A 16,337-nucleotide genomic window follows, 5' to 3' on the forward strand; every position below is an offset into this window, starting at 1 on the left:
AGCAGGAAGAAAGCCTCAACGTCGAGCGAAAGTCTGCTTTCACCCGGGGTTGTATAAGTCTTTCAGAGCGGCTATCCAGCATAACCAGGACGAGCTGGCACGCCAGGCTTTGGTGCAGCGAGACCAACATCTCAGGGCGGCAGAGATCGTTTGCCGCTCCCTAGAGGAGGTGGAAGCCCAGGCAGTTGCCCTTCGCGAGGGCATTTCCCACCTAGAAAGCCAGATTGAATGGCCAAGCTGGAACAGGAGAGGAACACCTAAGCTTCTCCGTAAGTAGGGGTGCCCCAGTGGGAGCCCCCGGAGGAAGGGGTCTCAAGGCAGTTTCTGCAGCATGGCCGGCCCTGGCGCAGGGTTGCAGCAGGAGGTTGACCTGCAGATCACCCCGTGTCCAGCCGACTACCTTCGGTTTTGCCTCCTGTCTGGGCAGCGCTGCGCTTCAGCCCCCTAGGTTTCGCGAGGGGTTCTCACGCTTGAAGAAAGAACCTCACTCCCCGCAGAGGGTAGAGGGCTTGGATCTGCGCATTGGCGAAACGGTTGTTAGGGATCCCCGTAGCCAGAGACTCAAGTTGCAGCCTAGTGGGGGGAGGCAGGGGTTGCCTAGATTGGGATCAAGGCGGCTGGGGCTCGAGGCAGGGGCAGGGTTATAGACTGGGAAAGGATTCGGTGAGAGAAAGCTGCTGCTGCGGGCTCTTGTTCTAGCTTTAGCGCAGCGTGGAGTACAACGTGGGAGCAATGGCCTTCTTAGCTTGCTGTTCTTCTTTCCCTCGGCGTTGGGGGAGAGCGCTACAAAGCTGGGGGAGCTGGACAGGACTGTTGCTCCTGGCTCTGCAACTGGGGCAGTCTGCTGGGGCTCAAGAGACCCAAGTCTGGATTGGCACTGGCCAGATCCTGAGCGGCCAAGGACAGGGGGCAACGGTGCAACTGGTTCTGGAAACAGGAGGCGGACGGATTTGGAGCCAGTCGGGGCCAGCTTTGGATGCGCCCTTTTCTGGCGAACAGATTTCGGTTACCAGCGGCGATGGCACCTGGCAAATCCAACCCCAAGGGGATCAGTTGGTGGTGACCTTTTACCGCGGTGAGCAGATCATCCGCTGGCAACTACGCCCTGTGGGCAAGGTGCCAACTTCTTCTTCCCCTCTGCCACCTGCCTCTTGGAGGGGCGAGACTCCCCAGCCCCTGGCTTTGCCTAAGCGAGAGCTAGTTCTTCCTGTCCTCAATCTGCTGCGCCATCCCTAAAGGATGGGGGTGTTCTTGCTTTGCTTGCTGCCAAAGCGCCTCTAGCTCTTGAGGGCTGCGGCCTTTGAGAGGGAAGTCTTGTTCTGCCTGTTGCCGCGCCAGCTCTTCCAGGCGCAAAAAGCGGCGAGCAAGGCGCAGGTTTGTCTGGGTCAGAGCCTGGACAGCATCCAGCCCATACCAGCAGCCCAAGGCGACCAGGGCAAACAGCAGATCCCCCAGCTCAGCTTCCTGTCGCGCCCGGTCGGGGGGATCTCGTTCCAGCTCTTGGCGCAGTTCGGCCTCCTCCTCGCGGATCTTGGCCCAGATCCTTTCTCCTGTTGGCCACTCCAACCCGGAGCTCACCACCTTTTGGGAGATTTTCAAGGCGGCCAGCAGGGGAGGCAAAGTTTCAGCGTAGTGCAGCAGTTTTTGACCCAGAGTTTGCTGCGGCTGCTCTTGCTGCTTGATGTCTTCCCAAAAGCGGTGCAACTCGGACAGGTCAGAACTCTCTGGCTGGGGGCTATCCCCAAACACGTGGGGGTGGCGACGGATGAGCTTGTCGGCAATCCGCGCTGCCACGGTTTCCAGGTTGAAGTGGTTGCGCTCAGCAAAAATCTGGGATTGCAACACCACCTGCAACAACAAGTCCCCCAGCTCTTCGGCAATAGCCGCCGGATCCCCGGATCGAATGGCCGCCACTGTCTCGTAGGCTTCTTCAAGGATGTAGGGAGTGAGGGATTCGGGCGTTTGGGCGCGATCCCAAGGACAACCCCTGGGGGAACGTAGCTGGGCCACGATTGCTGCAAGGCGGCTGAGGTGCTGGGCAGACTCGGCGCGCTCCAGGTAGAGATGGGCAAAAGCACCCGTTTTTTCAGGCTCCCAGCTTTGCAGCGTCAGGGGGCCAGCCACCACTTGCAAGTCTGCTGTCAGCAGCGTCAAAGATTGAGCGGGGGCACAGACCTGCCGTAAACAACGATCCAGCTCCGCCAGTTCCTTGCTCCCGCAATTTTTCAGCAGCAGGGATCCTTGCCCCGCCGCCGACCAGTGGGCCAGCTCCTCTTGCCAGTTAGGCTGTAGGCTGTCCAGCGTTTGCAGCATGGTCGTAGGTGCGGCCCAGATCTAGAAGACGCCTGAGCTGCTCGAGGTCAATGAAACTCAGCTCCAAAAGGATCATCAGCAGCGGTCCTTGCTGGCGGCGCTGCAGTTTCTTGGCCAAGCTCAGTTGCGAGCGGTCGATGATGCCCGCTTGCAAGAGGTATTCTTCCAAAGCCGGAGGAGGAATGGGATCTACCATGGTCGTTTCCAATCCTGAAAAGAACCGCTGAAAAAACTGAGAAAGTAGCCGGCTGACGTAACTATTCTTAACACTCCTACAGGGTTTGCGCAAAGAGGCGGCAAGCAGGCCAAGGGTGAGCAAGGGGAATGAGGTCGAGTGGTTGCCACCCAGAGCACGGGAAATCAAGGCCCTGAGGTCAGAGTATAATAGCAAGTCTGCTGGCGATTGACAGCGGCTTAGGAAGCCGAAGCACTTTCCTTAAGCTGACTGGGAGCTGCTGTTTTTAGCGCCGCGCTTCTGGCGGCAGGGAGCTAGCGCAAGCTCCGCTGAGCTGAAAGCAGGTGTTCTCGTCACCCCTTGGGGGATTCTTGCTATGGCTGAACCTCAAGATTTGCTGCCGGTGGGGGCAAGGGTTGAGGTAGTGGAGATGCCTCCTTATCTAAAGACGGCCGATCCAATCCCAATGTTGCGCCCGGCCCATCTGATTCGGCTGCACGAGCAAGGGGTGATTCGGCAGCGGCGGATGTTGGGTACTTATTGTGTGCAGTTTGCCAATGGCCTCTTTTTGATCGACGGCAAATATCTTGCCCCCGTGGGATCCCGTTGAGATGAAGCTACAGGCCTTGAGAGGGCCGGCAGACTTTCGCGGTAGATTAAAGGTGCTTGCTGGAGTCGGGTCAACATTCAGCGCCGCGGCAGGAGTCAGGCTGGCTTGCGGCATTGGCAATTTAGGCTAGCGTTGCGTATGCCCAGAGTTATCGTCACCGATCCCATTGACCAGGCGGGAATTGACATCCTCTCCCAGGTAGCTCAGGTGGATGTGCGCACCAACCTCACCCTCGAGGAGCTGATCGCAGTTATCCCCAACTACGATGCCATTATGGTGCGCTCCGGCACGCGGGTTACCCGTGAGGTCATTGAGGCCGGGAAGAACCTGAAAATCATTGGCCGGGCAGGGGTAGGTGTGGACAACATCGACGTGGCTGCTGCCACCAAAGCAGGGATCCTGGTGGTCAACTCCCCTGAGGGCAATACCATTGCTGCCGCCGAGCACACTATTGCTCTGATGATGGCCCTCTCGCGCCACATTGCCGATGCCAATGCCTCCCTGAAAGCAGGCCAGTGGAAGCGAGAGGAGTTTGTGGGGGTAGAGGTTTACAAAAAGACCCTGGGTATCGTTGGCCTGGGCCGGATTGGCTCCCATGTAGCCCAGATTGCCAAAGCGATGGGGATGCGGCTTTTGGCCTACGATCCCTACATTTCCGTAGAGCGGGCGGAGCAACTGGGGGTGCGCCTGGTGGATTTCACAACCCTGGTGCAGGAATCGGACTACATCACCCTGCATGTTCCCAAGACCCCCGAGACCACTAACCTATTTAACGCTGAAACCTTTCGCCTAATGAAGCCGACCGCCCGCCTGATTAACTGTGCCCGTGGCGGCCTAGTAGACGAGCAGGCCCTTTACGAAGCCCTCAAATCCGGCCAGATTGCCGGGGCGGCCCTGGACGTCTTTGCCGAAGAGCCCCTCAGCAAAGATTCACCTCTTCTTTCCTTGGGCAAGGAGCTCCTGCTGACACCGCACCTGGGGGCTTCTACCGAGGAGGCGCAGGTCAATGTAGCCATCGATGTAGCCGAGCAGATCCGCGATGTGTTGCTGGGGCTGCCCGCTCGCTCGGCTGTGAACATTCCTGGCCTGCAGGCAGAGGTGCTGCAAAGCCTCAAGCCCTACCTCGAGTTGGCCGAAACGCTGGGCAATCTGGTGGGTCAGTTGGCGGGGGATCGGGTTAGCCAGTTGGAGATCCGCCTGCAGGGATCCCTGGCAGAGAAAGACAGCCGGCCAATTGTCATCGCCGCCCTCAAGGGGCTTTTGACGCTGGCCTTGCGGGAGCGGGTCAACTACGTCAACGCTTCCATTGAGGCCAAGGAGCGGGGCATCCGCGTAGTGGAAACGCGGGATCCCTCGGTGAAGGACTATTCCGGCTCCCTGACCTTGATTGCCCACGGCCCCAATGGGGTGCGTTCCGTCTCGGGGGCCCTGATTGGGGAGCGGGAGGTGCGCATTACCCAGATCGACGAGTTCCCGGTCAATGTGCCGCCTTCGGCCAACATGCTGATGACCTTGCACCGGGATATGCCAGGGATCATCGGGCGGATTGGCACCCTGCTGGGGGCCTACAACGTCAACATCGCCAGCATGCAGGTGGGGCGCAAGATCATCCGCGGCGATGCGGTGATGGTGCTCAGCCTAGATGATCCCCTGCCGGATGGAATCCTAGAAGAGGTGCTCAAGCAGCCGGGCATTCGCGACGCTTTTGTGGTGAACCTTTGACAGCTTTTGGCGCCAGTGAGGAAGTGCTGAGTTGAGGTGAAGCTGGAGCCCGAATAACCTGTCGCCAATGGGTGGGATCTCAACCTGGGATTGGCCTGGGTTTCTGGAGTCGCTGGGCCACTTTGGCGTCGATCTCAGCCTGGATCGCATGCAGGTTCTGCTGCAGCGCCTGGGCCAGCCGCAGGCGGGGATCCCAGCCATCCACGTCGCTGGCACCAACGGCAAGGGATCCGTCTGCGCCTGGGTTAGTCACGTGCTGTGGGCGGCGGGCTACCGGGTGGGCCGCTACACCTCCCCCCATTTGGTGGATTGGCGCGAGCGGATCTGGCTCAATGGGGAGTATATTTCCGCCGCCGACTGGAGCCAAGCGTTGGCCCAAGTGCGGGACTGTCTACAAACTTACGCTCCTGGCGAGGCCTCTCCGACGCAGTTTGAGGCCCTCACTGCTACTGCCTGGCTATACTTCCGCCAGCAAAAGGTGGAGGTGGCTGTAATGGAGGTGGGCTTAGGGGGTCGGCTAGATGCCACCAATGCCGGAATCGAGCCGGTGGTGACCGCCATCACCTCCATCGGCTGGGATCACTGGCAACGCCTAGGCAATAGCCTGGAGCAAATTGCCGCCGAAAAGGCCGGCATCCTTAAGCCAGGGATCCCCGCGGTGTGCGCGCCCCAACCCCCTGAGGTGATGGCCGTGATCCAAGCCAAGGCAGAGCAGGTGGGCAGTCCCCTGCGGGTAGTGGAGCCTCTGCACTGGTCGGGTCCCCAGACTGTCCGCTGGCGGGATCAGGTGCTTACCCTGCCCCTTGCCGGTGAGGTGCAACTGGTCAATGGGGCGGTAGCTCTGGCCGTTGTGGAAACTCTTCAGGAACAAGGTTGGCAAGTCCCAGATGTTGCTGTTGCCAAAGGATTTGCTCTCACCCGTTGGCCGGGCCGCCTACAGAGAGTGCAGATTGGATCCCGCCAGCTGCTGCTGGATGGAGCCCATAACTTGCCGGCTGCCCAAGCTCTGCGCCGCTACCTTGACCAGCACCAGCCCGGACCCCTCACCTGGTACATGGGCATCCTCACTACCAAGGATGTCAAGGGTATTCTGGCTACCCTACTGCGACCGGGGGATCGCTTCTTGGCCCTGCCCATCCTCGGCCATGCGGGAACGGATCCGCAAGAATTGGCCCACATGGCTCGAAGCCTCCAGCCCCATCTCTGCCTTGCCCAGGCCCTGCCAGATCTTGACGCTCTGCGGGCCCAACTGCAGCAGCCTCCTGATCCCGACGAGCCACCCGGGGTGGTCTGTGGATCCCTATACCTGCTGGGCCAGGTAATGCAGGCTTGCCTGGGCTGGGATCTGGCCTGCTGAGAATCCTGCCGCTAGTCTGACCAAGCGCCTCCTTTTGCCGCCTTATCGGGATGACAGGATTTGAACCTGCGGCCCTCTGCTCCCAAAGCAGATGCGCTACCAAGCTGCGCTACATCCCGTCGTTACTAGATTATGGCAGAAAATTGCCCCAGATCTCTACCTGCAAGCGCCAAACTCCCGCCCCCTCTTCTCGCCTCACAGGTAGCGGCTGATGTCGTCCCCCCGCTCCGCTAGGAAGGACAGAGCTCGCAAGCGCAGCCTTACCAACTGCTCATAAAAGGGGTTGAGCTTGCATAGTGCTGGGATGTGCATTACCCTATAGCCAAACAAGATGATGTCTCGCTCAAAGGGGCAGCGGGCGGGAATCCGCCGGCACAGAAAGTGGGCAAGGCGGGGATCCCGCACTTCTACAGCATCGATGGCTGCTCGAATAAGCTCCAGAGGGGTCTGTAGCCAGTTGCCTAGACGAGCTATAGGCTTGAGATATATGGAAGCCATAGGATAGCTTGTTCCCTCCTACAGTTAGTTTGACTTTCCCGACGGAAAGCTTGCCTTTGGGAATAAGGATCTCTGCTCAACCTTGCAGAGCTACATGTTTTGCATACAAAAGTTGACTTGTAAATAAAGCTACATTCTTACCCTCTCTCCAGTTCCTCCGATATACTCCTACCTATACCCATCATAGGTATCTATACCCATCATAAGTAAGGTGGATCTGGAGAAACCCCCTGGGGGAGGAGGGGGATCCCTGTACCTGTAGGTGCCTTCTAGCCCTAGGTTAACCCTAGGCCAAGCTTTTCCCTGGCAAAAGCCTCCTGAAAACTCCTGGAAGTCGACCTCCCTAGCGTAAGAAACGGGCCAACAGCAGCAGGCCGAGGCCGCCGAAGAGGAGGTTGAAGCTCCAGGCTGCTGCCCAGGGGGGAAGAGCTCCTGCTTCCCCAAGGCTGCGAGACACGCTCAGCACTACGTAGTAGGCAAACACCAAGAGGATCCCCAAGACGACGCCCCCGTAGCGGCCTACGCTTCGCGCGGTGGTGGAGCCTAAGGGGAGGGAAATGAGCACGGCAAAAAAGCTGGCCAAGGGCAGGGAAAAGCGCATGTGGAACTCGGTGCGCAGAGGTTGAGTATTGAGGTTGGAGCGGGCAAGGTGGGCAATGCGCTCCGCCAGCTCCGGCAGGCTCAGCTCGTTGGGGGGAACTGGCGGCTGCATCAGGGTGGCCAGATCTCGGGAGACTTCTAGCGGCTTGTAGTCGAAGGGTTCCTCGGCCAGGCTGAGGCCGTCGGGGCCGTAGCGGTGGGTTACGCCTTCCCTGAGAGTCCAGCCCAGGCCATTCCACACTGCCTGAGCTGCCAGGGTCACCTCCACCAACTGGTGCTTGCCCCCCGGCAAGGGATCCACCCGCAAGATGGTGACATCCTGCATGGTGTTGAGGCGGGGATCCACCTGGCGGATAAAAAACCAGAGGTTGTCTTCGGTTTTGAAAAAGACGTCGTATTGCACCAGACTGGTGGCCTGGGTCAGAAGTGCCTGCTGGTCGATACGGCGGATTTCCCGCTTGCTAGCTGGCAAGAGCACGTTGCTCATCACAAAAGCGGCTAGGCTCAAAAGCAGCCCCACTAGAAGTAAGGGTCGAAAAATGCGCGTAAACGGAATTCCCGCCGCCCGCATGGCGGTCATTTCACTGTTGCCGCTCAGCTTGCCCAAGGTCAGTAGGGTGGCAAAAAAAGCGGCGATGGGCATGCCCAGGACCACCATCTCCGGCAAGTCCAAAATGAGAAGGCGCAGCACCCCTAGGGGCGGCACGGATCCCTCGACTAGCCGCTCGGCTAGAGTAAAGAGCCGGCCCGCCAAAAGCAGCAGGGTTCCTCCCGCCAGGCCAGCCAAAAGGGGGGCGAGCATCTGGCCAAAGAGGTAGCGCTCCAGCAGCCAAAACTTGGTGAACAAGCGGGCCATCTCTAGCTAGCTTGAACGGTTCCCCGGCAGGCCCTCACCCCTCGCCCCTTTTCCCTGCGGAGGCTCGGGATCGAGCTTAGCTCCCCAGGCGGCTAGGTAAGCTCTCTGTTCGGGGGAAAGGCGACGCACCCGGCGAAAGTCTGCCCCCGCCACGATGGCGCCGGCGTAAGCTCCCGTTTTGAAATCGGGCTTTTGCCCCGGCTGGACAGGGGAAGCTGTCTGGAGGGATCCCACAAACAGCAAAGCGCGGTAAAGATCGGCCCCACGGAGGTCAGCATTGCGCAGGTTGGCCCCGCAGAGGTTGGTGTGGCTAAGATCGCAATCCCGCAGGTCAGCTCCTTCTAGGCTGGCATCGCTGAAGTCTACCCCCCGCAACGAGGTGCCATGGAGATCGGCTCCTTCCAGCATCGTGCCCAGGTTAACCACGCGGATGCCGTTCACGCGATCCCGCTGGTAGCCGCCTTTGCCGTCCAAAATGGGCCGGCCCAGGTGTTCGTCGCGGCGCAGGGGGCTGAGCAAGTTGGCGGTGGAGAGGAAGCGCAGGATCTTGGCTTTGCCAAAGCGATCCACCCCGTTCAAGATGGCTGCCGTGCGCCCAGCCGCAATGGCCTGCTCCAGGGGCCAGTCGTCCAACTGCCCGTCAGGGGAGAGAACCAGGTTGGAAATGCCCTCGAAGTAGGCGTCGATGGTCTGCTGCTGGGTGATGATGTTCTGCTGGATGGTAAGATCCCGGGAGATAACATACTGCCGCCAGGCGATGTAGGCAGCTAGAAGGGCGATCAGGATCTGGCCTGTAGCCCCGAACACCTCGCCCAGGGCCCCAATGGCCTCCCAACTCAGGGATCTCAGGGTCGAGAAGACCCCACTCCCGGCCAATCCTCCCACCCCAGCCAAGCCAAGGGCAGCCACCGCCCATCCCAGGGTGGGCCAAGTAGTCAGCCACTGCCAGAGGTCGCGCCCAATCTGCACCCAGAGCGGACGCCCCCACCAACTCGCCAGGCCCAGCCAGGTCAGCACCGCCCCCCAGCCCAAGGCTGGCTGCTTTGCCCAGTGGCCCAAGAGCAGCAGGAGGGCCGGGATCCCCAACAGCAGCAGCTTGAGCAGAGGCGGCCACGGCGAGGCCGCGAAGGGCGGGGTTTCGGCTTCTGCCAAGGGCAACTCTTTGGGCAAGCCTTCGTCGGTCATGGCAGGGGGACACTCTAGGGGTAGTGTCAGGTATTCCAAGTCGGCGTTAATCCGTACCTAGAAGTGGGGGCTAAGGCAGGATCTTGCCGGTTAGGTTTGGTAGGATAACCTCGACCCTCCTTCTCTAGCGCAGCCTGGTGTGGGGATGAGCACTATGATCCCTTGCCTATCGTCTATCCACCCTCAGAAATCCAGCGAACACCAATCTACAGCAGCTTTGCCTGCCTTGCGGCGGCAGCAGGGTGCTCCAAGCCTGAGGCGGCTAGCGGTCTCTTTTCTCCTCAGCACCAGCTTACTGGTGGCCGCGAAGTTGGATCCCGGTTGGGCGCAAACTTCTCTAGACGCCAGCCTTCTGGAGAAGCAAGCCCTGCCCCAAGCGCCACCGCTGCCGGACGATCGCCCGGTCATCTTTGTGGATGCTGCCAATGGCAGCGATACCCAAGGGGATGGATCCCGCAGCAACCCCTTTAAGACCATCACCTATGCCATCAGCCGGGCCCCAGCCGGCAGCATTATCCAGCTTCTGCCGGGGGTCTACAGCGCAGAAAGCGGCGAAGTCTTCCCCATCCGCCTCAAGGCCGGCCTCATCTTGCGCGGAGATGAGTCCACCCTGGGAGAGGGCTACCTTATCGATGGCGGCGGCACCTACATAAGCCCAACCTTGGCTCGGCAAAATGTTGCCCTGCTGGCAGAGACCGGCTCAGAGGTGCGGGGGGTTACCCTGCGCAACCAGGGGCGCCGCGGCTATGCCCTCTGGGTAGAATCGGCCTCTCCCCGCATTCTCAACAACAGCTTTGTGGGCAGCATCCACGACGGCCTTTTCATTGCCGGCGCCTCCAACCCCTGGATAGAGGGCAACCGCTTCTACAAAAATGGGGCCAACGGCATCTCCGTCTTGGGCACCTCCCAGCCCACCATTGTCAACAACCTTTTCCAAGAAACTGGCTTTGGCCTCACCATTGACCAGCGCTCGGCCCCTATTGTCCGCCACAACCGCATCCTGCAAAACCGCACAGGCGTTGTTGTCGGCGGCAGCGCCCGTCCCATCCTGCGCAACAATCTCATCGCCCGCAACTTAGAAACCGGTCTCACGGCCATCGCCAACGCTCAGCCAGATTTGGGCACGGCCTCGGATCCGGGCAACAACATTTTTGAGGGCAACGGCCAGTACGACATCCTCAACGCCACCCGCAGTCTGCGCCTCAGCGCCAACGGCAACCAACTGGCAGGCAAAACCAAAGGGGAACTGGATCTGGCTGGCCAGACTACCGTGGCTGCCTTGCCGAGCAACGCCCCTCCACCCATTGCTGCAAATAGCTTGACGCTGCCCAGCGCTCCCAAGGCCGGTCCTCCAGCTTCCAGCAGGGATCCCCAGCCGGCGGCGGCCTCTCCCACCCTGCCGGTGGTGACGGTACCCCAATCGACTGCCCCCCTTCCCCCTCCTCCAACGGTATCGGGAGGGCGGATTCTGCCCAGTGCCCCCAGCCAGCCGGCAGGGGCTCAACCCCAGGCCCAGGAGTTTGTTGCCGTTCCCTTCACCCCCGATGGCTCCACCACCCCTGCCCAGCCGGTTGAGCCTGCTGCTGTCGCTCCTGTCCACCGGGCCTCTGCAGCTCCCCTCACCGACATCACCACCCTGCTGCCGCCGCCGGCCCGCCGCCAAGCCAGAGAAAATCCCACTACCCCAGCCGCACCTTCAAGCTCGGCCCCAGCTTCGCCCACTCGCTTTCGCGTCTTGGTGACCCCCAAGAGCAGCGATGACCTCAAGCGCCTGCGGCAGCTGGTCCCCGAGGCGGTGGAAACGGTGTTCAACGGCAGAACCGTGCTGCAGGCTGGCCTCTACGATAGCCGCAGCCAGGCCCAGTCGGTGTTGGATCGCCTGTTGGACGCTGGCTTTGACGCGGTGGCCGAGATGCTTTTCCGCTAGGCTCTCTGAACGGGATCCAGGCCACAATACGGGTGACCTGCCCAACCAAGAGGGATCCCTTTGCCGCCTCCTCAACTTGCCAACTCCCCTTTTGCTCGCCTCCCTGCTTCCTGTCGCTTGCTGCTGTTTAGCGGCAAGGGAGGGGTGGGCAAAACCACCCTCACCTGTGCCCTGGCCCGTCACCTGGCCCAGACACAACCAGAGCGACGTCTGCTGTTGCTGTCCACCGACCCGGCCCACTCCCTGGGGGATGTGCTGGGGATCCCGGTGGCGGACGTTCCCCAACCCCTGCCGGATTGGCCCAACTTGCAGGTGCGCGCCTTGCACGCTGAGGTGTTGCTGCAGGATTTTAAGCGGACCTACGGCCCGGCTCTGGAGCTCATTGCCGAGCGGGGTAGTTGGCTGGGCAGGGAAGATCTCCTGCCCCTGTGGGATCTAAGCTGGCCGGGGGTGGACGAGCTGATGGCCATCCTGGAGGTCAATCGCCTGCTGGCAGGCCAAGAGGTGGATACGGTGATCCTGGACACGGCCCCCACTGGCCACACCCTGCGGCTCTTGGAACTGCCCGACTTTCTCGACCAGTTGCTGGCGGTGTTTGCCACCTTCCAGGCCAAGCACCGCGAGGTCGTCCGATCCCTAACAGGCACCTATCGACCGGATGAGGCCGATGCCTTCCTGGCGCGCTTGCAGAGCGAGCTGGAGGGGGGCAAAGCCAGACTGACCGACCCGGAGAGTACCGTCGCCTGGCTGGTGCTGATCCCGGAGCTGTTGAGCGTGGCGGAGACCCGCCGCTTCTGTTGCCAGTTGCTGAACCGCCGAGTGCCCCTTGGCGGCCTGTTGGTCAACCAGGTTCTCCTGGAAGGGATCTACCTGGCCCGCCAGCAGGAGCACAGCGGCTCTGGCTAAAAACGCTCCAAGAGGAGTTGCCTGGCTACCCCATCTGGGTCTGTCCCTATCAACTGGAAGAGCCGATTGGGCCGGCGGCGCTGGACAAGCTGGTGCAGCAGCTTCGTCCCTTGCAGGAGGTGCTGCCGCGGTTGGAAGGGATCACTGCCCCGGGAGAACTCTCCCCTTCGCCCCAGCAGGACAGAGTCCTTGGGATGGCTTCTGGGCAGAGCCAGGCTTTGGGCCTTCCGGATTTTTTGGCCCAAGGGATCCGCCTGCTCTTGGTAGGGGGCAAGGGCGGGGTGGGCAAGACCACGGTGGCTGGGGCCCTGGCCTGGAACTTGGCCAAACGCCATCCCGACAAGCAGCTCTTGCTGGTCTCTATCGACCCGGCCCACTCCTTGGGAGATCTGTTCCAAGTGACCTTGGGACAGGAGCCGCTCCCTCTCTTGCCCAACCTGCTGGGCCAGGAGATTGAGGCGGCGGCGGTGCTGGAGCGCTTCCGGCAGGCGTACCTGGAAGAGGTGGCGGCCATGTTGGCAGGAGAGGGGATGGCAGGCGTAGAAATCCAGTACGACCCACAGGCTTGGCGGCAGCTTTTGCACATGGCTCCACCGGGCCTGGACGAGGTGATGGCCCTGCTGACGGTGCTGCAACAGGAGTCAAGCGGCCAGTTCGACCTGGTGGTGGTGGATACAGCCCCCACCGGCCATCTCCTGCGCTTTTTGCAGATGCCGCAGGCCCTGGAAGGCTGGGTAAGCCTGGCCCTCAAGCTGTGGCTGAAGTACCGCGACCTGGTGGGCCGGCCGGAATGGGCGCAGCGGCTGCGGGATCTCTTGGCCCAGGTGCGGCAGCTCCAAAAGCGGCTGCGGGATCCCCAGTTTTCTAGCTTTATCCCCGTCTTCAACCCCGAACAGGCAGTTCTGGCGGAAACTGAGCGCCTTCTGGCAGAACTGGATGCCCTGGGGATCCCTCATCCCTATGCCGTTCTCAACCGCGTGTGGCCGGAGGATTCCACCCCCTTTGGTGCAGCTCTTCGGCGCCGCCACCAGGCCATCCTGGCCCAGTTGCCCCAGCGCTTTCCCCAGCAGGCCATTGTCACCGTCCCTTTTCTGCACCCACCCAGCTTAGAGGCCATCGGGGCTTACCTGCTGGCTTCCTCTAGCCCGATGTTGCCAGAAACCTCCACCTAGCGCCTGGCAGAGCCGCTAGCCTGGAAAAGGTGCCAGTGCGGCTTTTCCCCCTCACCTTGCTGCTTTTGCCTATGGTGTTCAACCTCCCCCTGCAAGCCATTCCTCTGTTCTCCATCGCAGCGGCCATCCTGTTGGTGTACCTGCCTATGGGCGTGGTGGGCTATGCCCGCGCCCGCGTCGGCTACGATCCCCATGCGCCCCGGGCAATGTTCGACCGGCTGCCTCCCTACGGCCAGCGGGCTACCTGGGCCCACGCCAATGGCTTCGAGGCCCTGGGCACCTTTGCGCCCTCAGCTCTAGTAGCCTACGTCACCGGCCCCCACCCGGATCCCTGGCTGTTTGGCCTCAGCGGCGATGAAGGGGTGGCCGTGCTCTGCGGCGTGTTTCTGCTGGCGCGGCTGCTCTACAACTTCTTCTACATTGGCGACATTCCCATCGGGCGCTCCCTCTCCTTCTTGGTCGGGTCGCTGGCCACGCTGGGCCTGCTGCTCATCAGCCTCTTGCCGTTTCTGGGCCAAAACCTGGCCTAGACCTGCAGTTGCAGGGAAGACAGCGCCACCCCAGCCCGGTGGGCCACCACCACGCCAATGGCCTCTAAGTAGGAGCTAACTGCCACATGGGGGATCCCCAGCTGGCGAGGGTGGACCTGCATCACCGTGGCGTTTTCTTCGACAGCGATAAACAATGGCGGGCGGGGGCGGCTAGCTAGGTAAAGCAGGCCGGGGCCGCCAAAGGCAGTGGCCGGGGCAATGACGCTATCCACCTGCTCGGCCGTCAGGTCGCCCGGGTGGAGGGGATCCCCCCTTCTGATAAACTGGGGGGCGTAGCTCAGCCCCGCCAAAACCGAGGGCAGGAAGGTAAACCCCACCTCTTCAGCGGCAGCCCGGGGGTGAACCGGCTTAGGGTCAGGATCAGGGTAGAGAGCAGGAGCGTGGGCGCAAGGGATCCCCAGCTCCCGCACCACCAGGTGGCTGAGGATGGCCTCGGCTCCGGCCAGGGGATCTACACCCTGCCCCTGCTCGTACTGGCTAAAGTCAAGGTCGTCCGGGAAGCGGGCCACCACGGCAAGGGCCTCAGCTCCCAAGCGGACGAGCTCTTGGGCAGTTTCCAAAAGCGCATCCGGCTGGGCCAGGGATCCCTGGCTGGCGCCGGCGGGGGAGAAGCTGACGGAAACGCCTAAGGGTCGAGGGGTCAAGCGCCAGGGGCCAATGTCCAGCCCCAGGGTGGCCTGGGCGGCCTGCAAAACCTGCAGGTGGCGTTGGCGGAGGTCCTCTGGGATCCCGGCATCCAGGATGACGCCGACGCGGTTTTGCCGCACTGGCCTGAGGTGCCACTCCCCAGCGCAGAAGCGATCCAGGCCGTACCCTTCCACGTAGAGGACGTTCTTCAGGGGCCAAAACAGGGTGGCGCCGTTGAGCACATTGGGATGAGTGATGAGGCAGTCGACAGCAGCTGCCAAAGCGCGGGCCACCGGCAGGGCATCGCCGGCAAAGCCACCCACGCGGGCGCCGATGCCCGTGGGAACCAAAAGCAGCGCCGTGTAGGGGCGATCCATCGGCCACTAGCGGAGGACTAGGCCTGGGACAAAAGCTGCTGCGCCAGGGCCTCAGCTCGCCGCACGCAATCGCCCAGAGCTACGCCATCCAGGTAGTTGGCACACACCCAGATCCCCGGCGTCTGGGAGGCCAGGTGGGCCTGCACCTGGGCTATCCGCTGCCGGTGGCCGAGGGTGTACTGGGGGATGGCGCGGGGCCATAGGCGTTCCCCTAGGTAGATGGGCTCGACGCGGCGGGTGAGCAGAACCTGGCTAAGCTCGGCGTGGGCAATTTGCGCTCGCTCCTCAGGAGACAGCGTAGGGATGGGTGGGATCCCTTGCCGGCGGGCCAAGGCAGCATCGGTGGCGCCGCCGAGGAAGCTGAGGAAGCTGTGGTAGCCCTGGGGAGCGCGCTCGGGAAAAAGGCAGGAAGCCCAGATGGTGCCCAGGGTGCGCAGGCCCTGGGAGCGAGGGATGAGGTGGCCAAAGCCCCGCAGCGGCTGGGGCAGGGCCTCTTGGGGATAGGCCAGAGCCACCACCACTACCGGCGGATAGGGGATCTCCGCCAAGAGTTGGCTGGCTGGGGGGTTGAGCCCCTGCAGCAGCGCAGCAGCCTCATAGGCGGGGAGAGCCAGCACCACCTGGCGAGCAGCCACCCAGCGGGATCCCTCTGGCGTCTCAAAGCCCACCCAATAGAGCTCTCCCTCCCGCTTAAGCTGCACGGCTCGCCAGCCCAGCCGCAGGCTGTCGCCCAGCTTTTGGGCTAGGGCCTCTGGCAACTGCTGCAACCCCTGCCTGAGATTGCCCAGTTGGCCGCGTTTGGGCGGGGGTTGGATGGCTACGGGAGAAGGCTGGGGTCGTTGGCGCAGAGCCTGCAAGGCGCCAGCAAAGAGGCTGCCGTAGCGCTCCTCTAGGCCAGCTACCCGCGGGAAAGCCGCCACAGCGCTGAGTTGATCTGGGTCGCCGGCATAGACTCCTGAGGTGAAGGGCTCCACTAGGCGCTCGGCCACTTCGGATCCCAGTTGTCGCTGGAAAAACTGCCGCACCGTTTCCTCGTGCCCTGGCGGCGGCGGGACAAACCCCAACAGGCCCTGCAGAGCCCGCAGCTTGCCGCCCACACTGAGCAGCCGGGAGCTCAGGGCTGCCGCGGGGCTAAGCGGCACCGGCAGCAGCTCCCTTTCCCAGTAGATGTAGCGGGGCAGCTTGGCATCGGCCAGCACCAGTTGGTCGGTCAGGCCCACCTCAGCAATGAGGTTGAGCAGGGCAGGGGTGGGGGTAAAGCTGTTGGGGCCTTCCTCCCAGCGGTAGCCGTCTTTGGACTGGGTGGAAATGCAGCCGCCGACGCGGGAGCTGGCCTCGGCCAAGAGCACTTGAGCGGAGCTCTGCCGCAGGCGCCAGGCCAGGGTGAGACCGCTGATGCCCGCCCCAAGGACGACCACCTCGGCTCTGAGGAGTTTGGGGGTTGCAAGATCCACTGCCGCC

At 62.1% G+C, this 16,337-nt stretch carries 15 protein-coding genes and 1 tRNA gene; 8 read left to right on the plus strand and 8 right to left on the minus strand.

The annotated features are described in order from the left end of the window. Positions 1 to 813 precede the first annotated feature (813 nt). A complete protein-coding gene (locus NW860_RS05660; RefSeq protein ID WP_414396367.1) occupies positions 814 to 1,236 on the plus strand; it encodes a hypothetical protein in 423 nt (140 codons plus the stop codon). Here the strand turns inward: NW860_RS05660 and mazG are convergent. Both mazG and NW860_RS05670 read right to left on the minus strand, forming a co-directional pair. After that, entirely contained in the window at positions 1,198 to 2,313 is a 1,116-nt protein-coding gene (mazG, locus tag NW860_RS05665; protein WP_414512953.1) for a nucleoside triphosphate pyrophosphohydrolase, read from the minus strand. The two genes, NW860_RS05660 and mazG, sit on opposite strands and share 39 nt — an antisense overlap. Continuing rightward, positions 2,282 to 2,509, minus strand: a complete 228-nt coding sequence (locus NW860_RS05670; RefSeq protein ID WP_414396373.1) for a DUF2949 domain-containing protein — start codon at positions 2,507 to 2,509, stop codon at positions 2,282 to 2,284. Before NW860_RS05670 ends, mazG begins: the two co-directional genes overlap by 32 nt. Before the next feature lie 355 nt (positions 2,510 to 2,864). Between NW860_RS05670 and NW860_RS05675 the strand changes: the two genes are divergently transcribed. The 3 genes from NW860_RS05675 (at position 2,865) to NW860_RS05685 (ending at position 6,177) form a co-directional block, all read left to right on the plus strand. Then, on the plus strand, positions 2,865 to 3,098 hold the full coding sequence (locus NW860_RS05675) for a DUF3148 domain-containing protein (RefSeq protein WP_414396374.1): 234 nt from the start codon (positions 2,865 to 2,867) through the stop codon (positions 3,096 to 3,098). A gap of 138 nt (positions 3,099 to 3,236) precedes the next feature. Next, positions 3,237 to 4,820 carry a phosphoglycerate dehydrogenase gene (gene serA / locus NW860_RS05680; RefSeq protein ID WP_414406090.1) on the plus strand — a complete coding sequence of 528 codons (1,584 nt, stop codon included), beginning with the start codon at positions 3,237 to 3,239 and terminating at the stop codon, positions 4,818 to 4,820. 67 nt (positions 4,821 to 4,887) lie between these two features. After that, positions 4,888 to 6,177, plus strand: coding sequence for a bifunctional folylpolyglutamate synthase/dihydrofolate synthase (locus NW860_RS05685; RefSeq protein ID WP_414512956.1), 1,290 nt, complete (start codon positions 4,888 to 4,890; stop codon positions 6,175 to 6,177). A gap of 45 nt (positions 6,178 to 6,222) precedes the next feature. Here NW860_RS05685 and NW860_RS05690 read toward each other — a convergent pair. The 4 genes from NW860_RS05690 to NW860_RS05705 all read right to left on the minus strand — a co-directional run bounded on the left by NW860_RS05690 (position 6,223) and on the right by NW860_RS05705 (position 9,316). Further along, positions 6,223 to 6,296 (minus strand) — tRNA-Pro (locus NW860_RS05690). A 76-nt stretch (positions 6,297 to 6,372) separates the two neighbouring features. Then, a complete protein-coding gene (locus tag NW860_RS05695; RefSeq protein ID WP_414396381.1) occupies positions 6,373 to 6,675 on the minus strand; it encodes a Mo-dependent nitrogenase C-terminal domain-containing protein in 303 nt (100 codons plus the stop codon). Between the two features lie 343 nt (positions 6,676 to 7,018). Then, complete coding sequence (locus NW860_RS05700) at positions 7,019 to 8,131, minus strand: LptF/LptG family permease (protein ID WP_414512959.1); 1,113 nt, start codon at positions 8,129 to 8,131, stop codon at positions 7,019 to 7,021. Between the two features lie 6 nt (positions 8,132 to 8,137). After that, positions 8,138 to 9,316, minus strand: coding sequence for a pentapeptide repeat-containing protein (locus NW860_RS05705; RefSeq protein WP_414512961.1), 1,179 nt, complete (start codon positions 9,314 to 9,316; stop codon positions 8,138 to 8,140). A gap of 145 nt (positions 9,317 to 9,461) precedes the next feature. On the opposite strand from NW860_RS05705, the gene NW860_RS05710 reads away from it, so the two are divergent. The 4 genes from NW860_RS05710 to NW860_RS05725 are packed head-to-tail and all read left to right on the plus strand — an operon-like array spanning position 9,462 to position 13,851. Then, positions 9,462 to 11,243, plus strand: coding sequence for a DUF1565 domain-containing protein (locus NW860_RS05710; RefSeq protein WP_414512993.1), 1,782 nt, complete (start codon positions 9,462 to 9,464; stop codon positions 11,241 to 11,243). A gap of 60 nt (positions 11,244 to 11,303) precedes the next feature. Next, positions 11,304 to 12,149, plus strand: coding sequence for an ArsA family ATPase (locus tag NW860_RS05715; RefSeq protein WP_414512963.1), 846 nt, complete (start codon positions 11,304 to 11,306; stop codon positions 12,147 to 12,149). A 17-nt stretch (positions 12,150 to 12,166) separates the two neighbouring features. Then, positions 12,167 to 13,321 (plus strand): ArsA family ATPase, encoded by a 1,155-nt coding sequence (locus tag NW860_RS05720; RefSeq protein WP_414512965.1) that lies wholly within the window; start codon positions 12,167 to 12,169, stop codon positions 13,319 to 13,321. Between the two features lie 29 nt (positions 13,322 to 13,350). Then, positions 13,351 to 13,851, plus strand: a complete 501-nt coding sequence (locus tag NW860_RS05725) for an MAPEG family protein (protein ID WP_414406083.1) — start codon at positions 13,351 to 13,353, stop codon at positions 13,849 to 13,851. On the opposite strand, the gene NW860_RS05730 is transcribed toward NW860_RS05725, so the two are convergent. Both NW860_RS05730 and hemG read right to left on the minus strand, forming a co-directional pair. Further along, entirely contained in the window at positions 13,848 to 14,876 is a 1,029-nt protein-coding gene (locus tag NW860_RS05730; protein ID WP_414512967.1) for a DUF3326 domain-containing protein, read from the minus strand. The two genes, NW860_RS05725 and NW860_RS05730, sit on opposite strands and share 4 nt — an antisense overlap. A gap of 17 nt (positions 14,877 to 14,893) precedes the next feature. Further along, positions 14,894 to 16,330 carry a protoporphyrinogen oxidase gene (gene hemG / locus NW860_RS05735; protein ID WP_414512969.1) on the minus strand — a complete coding sequence of 479 codons (1,437 nt, stop codon included), beginning with the start codon at positions 16,328 to 16,330 and terminating at the stop codon, positions 14,894 to 14,896. Between the last annotated feature and the right edge of the window lie 7 nt (positions 16,331 to 16,337).

Source organism: Synechococcus sp. F70.1, from assembly GCF_047502745.1.
In the GTDB taxonomy this organism is placed as follows: domain Bacteria; phylum Cyanobacteriota; class Cyanobacteriia; order Thermostichales; family Thermostichaceae; genus Thermostichus.

What these genes read in the sequence shown, in the direction of transcription:
- serA (WP_414406090.1), top strand. Translation starts at nt 3,237, where the DNA reads ATGCCCAGAGTTATCGTCACCGATCCCATTGACCAGGCGGGAATTGAC.
- NW860_RS05700 (WP_414512959.1), bottom strand. Translation starts at nt 8,131, where the DNA reads ATGGCCCGCTTGTTCACCAAGTTTTGGCTGCTGGAGCGCTACCTCTTT.
- NW860_RS05710 (WP_414512993.1), top strand. Translation starts at nt 9,462, where the DNA reads ATGAGCACTATGATCCCTTGCCTATCGTCTATCCACCCTCAGAAATCC.
- NW860_RS05675 (WP_414396374.1), top strand. Translation starts at nt 2,865, where the DNA reads ATGGCTGAACCTCAAGATTTGCTGCCGGTGGGGGCAAGGGTTGAGGTA.
- mazG (WP_414512953.1), bottom strand. Translation starts at nt 2,313, where the DNA reads ATGCTGCAAACGCTGGACAGCCTACAGCCTAACTGGCAAGAGGAGCTG.
- NW860_RS05730 (WP_414512967.1), bottom strand. Translation starts at nt 14,876, where the DNA reads ATGGATCGCCCCTACACGGCGCTGCTTTTGGTTCCCACGGGCATCGGC.
- NW860_RS05695 (WP_414396381.1), bottom strand. Translation starts at nt 6,675, where the DNA reads ATGGCTTCCATATATCTCAAGCCTATAGCTCGTCTAGGCAACTGGCTA.
- NW860_RS05705 (WP_414512961.1), bottom strand. Translation starts at nt 9,316, where the DNA reads ATGACCGACGAAGGCTTGCCCAAAGAGTTGCCCTTGGCAGAAGCCGAA.
- NW860_RS05685 (WP_414512956.1), top strand. Translation starts at nt 4,888, where the DNA reads ATGGGTGGGATCTCAACCTGGGATTGGCCTGGGTTTCTGGAGTCGCTG.
- NW860_RS05670 (WP_414396373.1), bottom strand. Translation starts at nt 2,509, where the DNA reads ATGGTAGATCCCATTCCTCCTCCGGCTTTGGAAGAATACCTCTTGCAA.